Source organism: Mesorhizobium sp. M7A.T.Ca.US.000.02.2.1 (assembly GCF_003996995.1).
Taxonomy (GTDB): Bacteria; Pseudomonadota; Alphaproteobacteria; order Rhizobiales; family Rhizobiaceae; genus Mesorhizobium.
Map to the genome: position 1 here is coordinate 1 of NZ_RZTT01000397.1, position 5471 is coordinate 5471.

General features: G+C 64.2%; 4 protein-coding genes. 3 read left to right on the forward strand and 1 reads right to left on the reverse strand.

Going from position 1 to position 5471, the window contains the following annotated elements; genetic code table 11:
- Positions 1 to 2110, forward strand: a 2110-nt coding sequence (locus tag EOD15_RS27530) for a Tex family protein (RefSeq protein WP_148129657.1), incomplete at its 5' end; no start/stop codon positions are given.
- Here EOD15_RS27530 and EOD15_RS27535 read toward each other — a convergent pair.
- Positions 2111 to 3022 carry a LysR family transcriptional regulator gene (locus EOD15_RS27535; RefSeq protein WP_127321026.1) on the reverse strand — a complete coding sequence of 304 codons (912 nt, stop codon included), beginning with the start codon at positions 3020 to 3022 and terminating at the stop codon, positions 2111 to 2113.
- Between the two features lie 138 nt (positions 3023 to 3160).
- On the opposite strand from EOD15_RS27535, the gene EOD15_RS27540 reads away from it, so the two are divergent.
- Positions 3161 to 4357 carry an acyl-CoA dehydrogenase gene (locus EOD15_RS27540; protein ID WP_127321027.1) on the forward strand — a complete coding sequence of 399 codons (1197 nt, stop codon included), beginning with the start codon at positions 3161 to 3163 and terminating at the stop codon, positions 4355 to 4357.
- A 112-nt stretch (positions 4358 to 4469) separates the two neighbouring features.
- The coding region (locus EOD15_RS27545) for a transglutaminase family protein (protein ID WP_148129658.1) at positions 4470 to 5471 on the forward strand (1002 nt) is incomplete at its 3' end.

Here is a 5471-nt window from a genome sequence, read left to right on the forward strand (position 1 = left end):
CACCATCCTTGGCTCGATCCGCGAACAGGGCAAGCTGACCGAGGAGCTTGAAGGCAAGATCGTCGCCGCCAGCACCAAGGCGGAACTTGAGGACATCTACCTGCCCTACAAGCCCAAGCGCCGGACCAAGGCCGAGATCGCCAGGGAGCGCGGGCTGGGGCCGCTGGCCGAAGCCATCCTGGCGAACCGCTCATTGCTGCCTGCCGAACTGGCGCTGGCCTATGTCAGCGAAGAGGTGGCCGATACCAAGGCAGCGCTCGAGGGGGCGCGCGACATCCTGTCGGAACAATTCGCCGAGAATGCCGATCTGGTCGGAAAATTGCGCAGCTACATGAAGGAGCGCGCCTTCATGCGCGCCAGGGTGGTCGACGGCAAGCAGGAAGCCGGTGCGAAATTCTCCGACTATTTCGACCATGTCGAGCGCTGGGCAAATGTGCCGAGCCATCGCGCGCTGGCGATGCTGCGTGGCCGCAACGAGGAAGTGCTGTCGCTCGACATCGAGGTCGATGCCGATGATACGTCGCCGGTGAAGCCGGTCGAGCGGATGATAGCCAATGCCTATGCCATCGGAGGCAGCCTGCCGGGTGACCGCTGGCTGGTGGAGGTGGCGGGCTGGACCTGGCGGATAAAACTGTCGCTGCACCTGACTCTCGATTTGATGCGCGACCTGCGCGAGCGGGCAGAAGAGGAAGCGATCCATGTGTTCGCCCGTAACCTCAAGGATTTGCTGCTGGCCGCTCCCGCCGGTTCGCGCGCCACTATGGGGCTCGATCCCGGCATCCGCACCGGCGTCAAGGTGGCGGTGGTCGACGGCACCGGCAAGGTGCTGACCACGACGACCGTCTACCCGTTCCCGCCCAGGAACGATGTGCGCGGCACGCAGGCGGAACTCGCCAAGCTCATCCGGCTGCACAAGGTCGAGCTGATTTCGATCGGCAACGGCACCGGCAGCCGCGAGACGGAAAAGCTGGTCGCCGAGATGCTGTCCGACATGCCGGCGGATGGTGGTCCGAAGCCCCTGAAGGTGATCGTCAGCGAGGCCGGCGCCTCGGTCTATTCGGCATCGGCGACGGCGGCGGCGGAATTCCCCGGCCTCGACGTGTCGTTGCGCGGTGCCGTCTCGATTGCCCGGCGGCTGCAGGATCCGCTGGCAGAACTGGTCAAGATCGAGCCCAAATCGATCGGCGTCGGCCAGTACCAGCACGATGTCGACCAGTACCGTCTCGGCCGCTCGCTGGAAGCGGTGGTCGAGGACGCGGTCAACGCCGTCGGCGTCGACCTCAACACCGCCTCGGCGCCGCTGCTGGCGCGCGTTTCAGGTCTCGGCGCGTCTCTGGCCGACGCGATCGTTGCGCATCGCGATGCGACCGGGCCGTTCGCCAGCCGGAAGGATCTGCTCAAGGTGCCGCGGCTCGGACCGCGCGCCTTCGAACAATCCGCCGGCTTCCTGCGCATCGCCAATGGCAGCGAGCCGCTCGATGCCTCGTCGGTGCATCCGGAGGCCTATGGCGTGGCGAAGAAGATCGTCGCCGCCTGCGGGCGCGATGTGCGGTCGCTGATGGGCGATAGTGCCGCGCTGAAGGCACTCGACCCGCGCGTCTTCGTCGACGAGCGTTTCGGCCTGCCGACGGTGCGCGACATCCTGGCGGAGTTGGAAAAGCCCGGTCGCGACCCGCGCCCAGGCTTCAAGACGGCGACCTTCGCCGACGGCATTGATGACATCAAGGATCTGAAGCCCGGCATGCTGCTTGAAGGCACGGTCACCAATGTGGCCGCCTTCGGCGCCTTTGTCGATATCGGAGTGCATCAGGACGGGCTGGTGCATGTCTCGCAACTGGCCGACCGGTTCATCAAGGACGCGCATGAGGTCGTGAAGGCCGGCGATGTGGTCAAGGTGCGGGTCGTCGACGTCGACATCAAGCGCAAGCGCATCGCGCTTTCCATGCGCAAGGATGGCGGCGAGGGTGGCGCACCGCGTGGCGGGCCACGCGACAATGGTGGCGGCAGGCCGGCACCACGTTCGCCGGCACCGCAGCAACGCCAGCCGGAGCGGCCGGCACAGCAAGGCGCATTCGGTGCTGCCTTGGCGGATGCGCTGAAGCGGAAGTAACTACCACGCCAGAACGGCCGGCTCCTTCTCGACCTGGCCCAGCAGCCAGTCGCGAAAACTGGCGACTGGCGGATGGCCGCGCTTGTCGTGCGGGACGACGAGATAGTAGGCGCTGCGGCTTTGCATGGGCCGGCCTGGCGCCGGCACCAGCTGGCCGCGCTGCAGTTCGCCTGCAATGAGGATCAGCGGCAGCAGCGCCACGCCGAGCCCCGCCATGCAGGCCTGGGCGGCGGTGCCGAACTGCTCGAACTGCATGCCCGGTCCGGTCGGCGCGCTCAGGCCCTGATGCTCGAACCATTCGGTCCAGGCGCCAGGACGCGTCGCCATGTGCAGCAGCGGCAGGCGGCCGATATCGGCCGGTGAGGCGATGGCGCGGCCGGCGAGGAATTCGGGCGACACGACCGGCGCCACGGTTTCGCGCACCAACAGTGTCGAGTCGGCCTCGGGCCAGTCCGGCAGGCCATAGTGGATGGCGGCATCCAGCCTCTCCCTGGCGAAGTCGAAGCGGCCGACGCGGGTGACGAAGTTGATGGTGATATCGGGATTGTTTTCTACGAAATCGGGGATCATCGGCATCAGCCAGCGCGTGCCGAAGGTCGGCAGAATGGCAAGGTTCAGGATGCCGCTATGCCGATTGCTCATCAATCCAAGGGCTGCGTCACGCAACTGACCAAGTGCTGAACGCACCGCCTCGGCGTAGATGTCGCCCGATGTCGACAGCCTGACATTGCGGCTGTCGCGTTCGAACAGCCGGCGGCCGAATTGATCTTCAAGCGAACTGATCTGCCGGCTGACCGCGCCCTGGGTCAAATCGAGCTCCTGGGCGGCAGCGGTGAAACTGCCCAGCCGGGCCACAGCCTCGAAGGCGGCAAGGGCGCTTATGTTGGGCAAAAGGCGGCGTTGTACACTCATGATCCATTCCTAGAGCTCATTGATCGGTGAATCAATTTCGTTTGATTTTTTCGAGACGCAGGCCGATAGAACGGGCCAACATTTTGCTTCATGCATGTCATCGTTTTGAGCGACATGCATTGGTTTGGGAGAAACGCGATGGCCGCCGACAAGAACGCATTCGTCTGGGAAGATCCGTTCCTGATCGAGGGCCAGCTTTCGGAAGACGAGCGCATGGTGCGTGACGGCGCGGCCGCCTTCGCCGCCGACAAACTGGCGCCGCGGATCGAGGACGCCTACCTCAACGAGACTTTCGATACCGCGATCTTCCGCGAAATGGGCGAGGCCGGCCTGCTCGGCATCAACATCCCCGAGGAATTCGGCGGGCTTGGTGCGAACTACGTCACCTATGGGCTGGTCGCGCGGGAAGTCGAACGTGTCGACTCGGGTTATCGCTCGATGATGTCAGTGCAGTCGTCGCTGGTGATGTACCCGATCTACGCCTATGGCTCGGACGAACAGCGCAAGAAGTACCTGCCCAAGCTTGCCAGCGGCGAGTGGATCGGCTGTTTTGGCCTGACCGAGCCGGATGCCGGCTCCGACCCGGGCGGCATGAAGACACGCGCCGAGAGGACAGCCAACGGCTACAAGCTGTCCGGTTCGAAGATGTGGATTTCCAACGCGCCGGTCGCCGACGTGTTCGTCGTCTGGGCGAAGCTGAAGGGCGAGAACGGCAAGGACGAGATCCGTGGCTTCGTGCTGGAAAAGGGCATGAAGGGGCTTTCGGCGCCGAAGATCGGCGGCAAGCTGTCGCTGAGGGCGTCGATCACCGGCGAGGTGGTGATGGAAGGCGTCGAGGTCGGCGAAGACGCGCTGCTGCCCAACGCAAAAGGCCTTGGCGGACCGTTCGGCTGCCTCAACCGGGCTCGCTTCGGCATTTCCTGGGGCTCGATGGGCGCCGCCGAGGATTGCTGGCACCGCGCCCGCCAATACGGTCTCGATCGCAAGCAGTTCGGCAAGCCGCTGGCCGGCACGCAGCTCTACCAGAAGAAGCTGGCGGATATGCAGACCGAGATCGCGCTTGGGCTGCAGGCATCCTTGCGCGTCGGGCGACTGCTGGATGAAGGCAAGATGGCGCCGGAAATGATCTCGATCGTCAAGCGCAACAATTGCGGCAAGGCGCTCGACATCGCGCGCCAGGCCCGCGACATGCATGGCGGCAACGGTATCCAGATCGGCTACCACGTCATGCGCCACGCGCAGAACCTGGAGACGGTCAACACCTATGAAGGCACGCATGACGTGCATGCGCTGATCCTGGGAAGGGCGCAGACGGGGATACAGGCGTTTTTCTGAGCCGGCAACCGTTGCTTAAATTAGGTGCACCGCAACATCTCTGCTTGGAGAATGGTCGCCAGATGTGTCAGGGTTCAGCGAAATCGTTTGAAACGCTGAATTCCGGGGCTCCATGGCAATTCTGGCAGCTGTCTACCACCTGACCCACTACAAGTACGACCGGCCGGTGGTTCTCGGGCCCCAGATCATCAGGCTGCAGCCGGCGCCGCATTCCCGCACCAAGGTGCTGAGCCATTCGCTCAAGGTCGAGCCGGCCAACCACTTCGTCAATCTGCAGCAGGACCCCTACGGCAACTTCCTAGCCCGCTTCGTGTTTCCGGAGCCGGTGACGGAGTTGAAGATCGAGGTCGACCTCGTCGCCGACATGACGGTCTACAATCCGTTCGATTTCTTCGTCGAGCCGTCGGCCGAGGCGTTTCCATTCGAGTATCCGGAAGAAATCCGCGACGATCTCGCCATCTATCGCACGCCGGAACCCGCGGGACCCCTGCTGTCCGCGCTGCTGAACACCATCGATCGCAGCGCTGCCAACACCGTCAATTTCCTGGTCGACCTCAATGCGCGGCTGCAGCGCGAGATCGCCTATATCGTGCGCATGGAAACCGGAGTGTTCTCGCCGGAAGAGACCTTGGCCGCGAAAAAGGGGTCATGCCGGGATTCAAGCTGGCTGCTGGTGCAGATCCTGCGCAATCTCGGCATCGCCGCGCGCTTCGTCTCCGGCTATCTGATCCAGTTGAAGCCCGATCTGATCGCGCTCGACGGTCCGCCGGGAACGGCGACAGACTTCACCGATCTGCATGCCTGGTGCGAGGTCTATCTTCCCGGCGCCGGCTGGATCGGCTTCGATCCGACCTCGGGCCTGCTCACCGGCGAGAGCCATGTGCCGCTGGCCGCCACGCCGCATTTCCGCAACGCGGCTCCCATTTCCGGCATGGCGAGCTTCTCCAATGTCGAATTCGGCTTCGAGATGCGGGTCGACCGCATCGCCGAACATCCGCGCATCACCAAGCCATTTTCGGACGAAAGCTGGCAGGCCCTTGATGCGTTGGGCAACAAGGTCGATGCAGCGCTTGCCGCCGGCGACGTGCGGCTGACGATGGGCGGCGAGCCGACT

What these genes read in the sequence shown, in the direction of transcription:
- EOD15_RS27535 (WP_127321026.1), bottom strand. Translation starts at nt 3,022, where the DNA reads ATGAGTGTACAACGCCGCCTTTTGCCCAACATAAGCGCCCTTGCCGCC.
- EOD15_RS27540 (WP_127321027.1), top strand. Translation starts at nt 3,161, where the DNA reads ATGGCCGCCGACAAGAACGCATTCGTCTGGGAAGATCCGTTCCTGATC.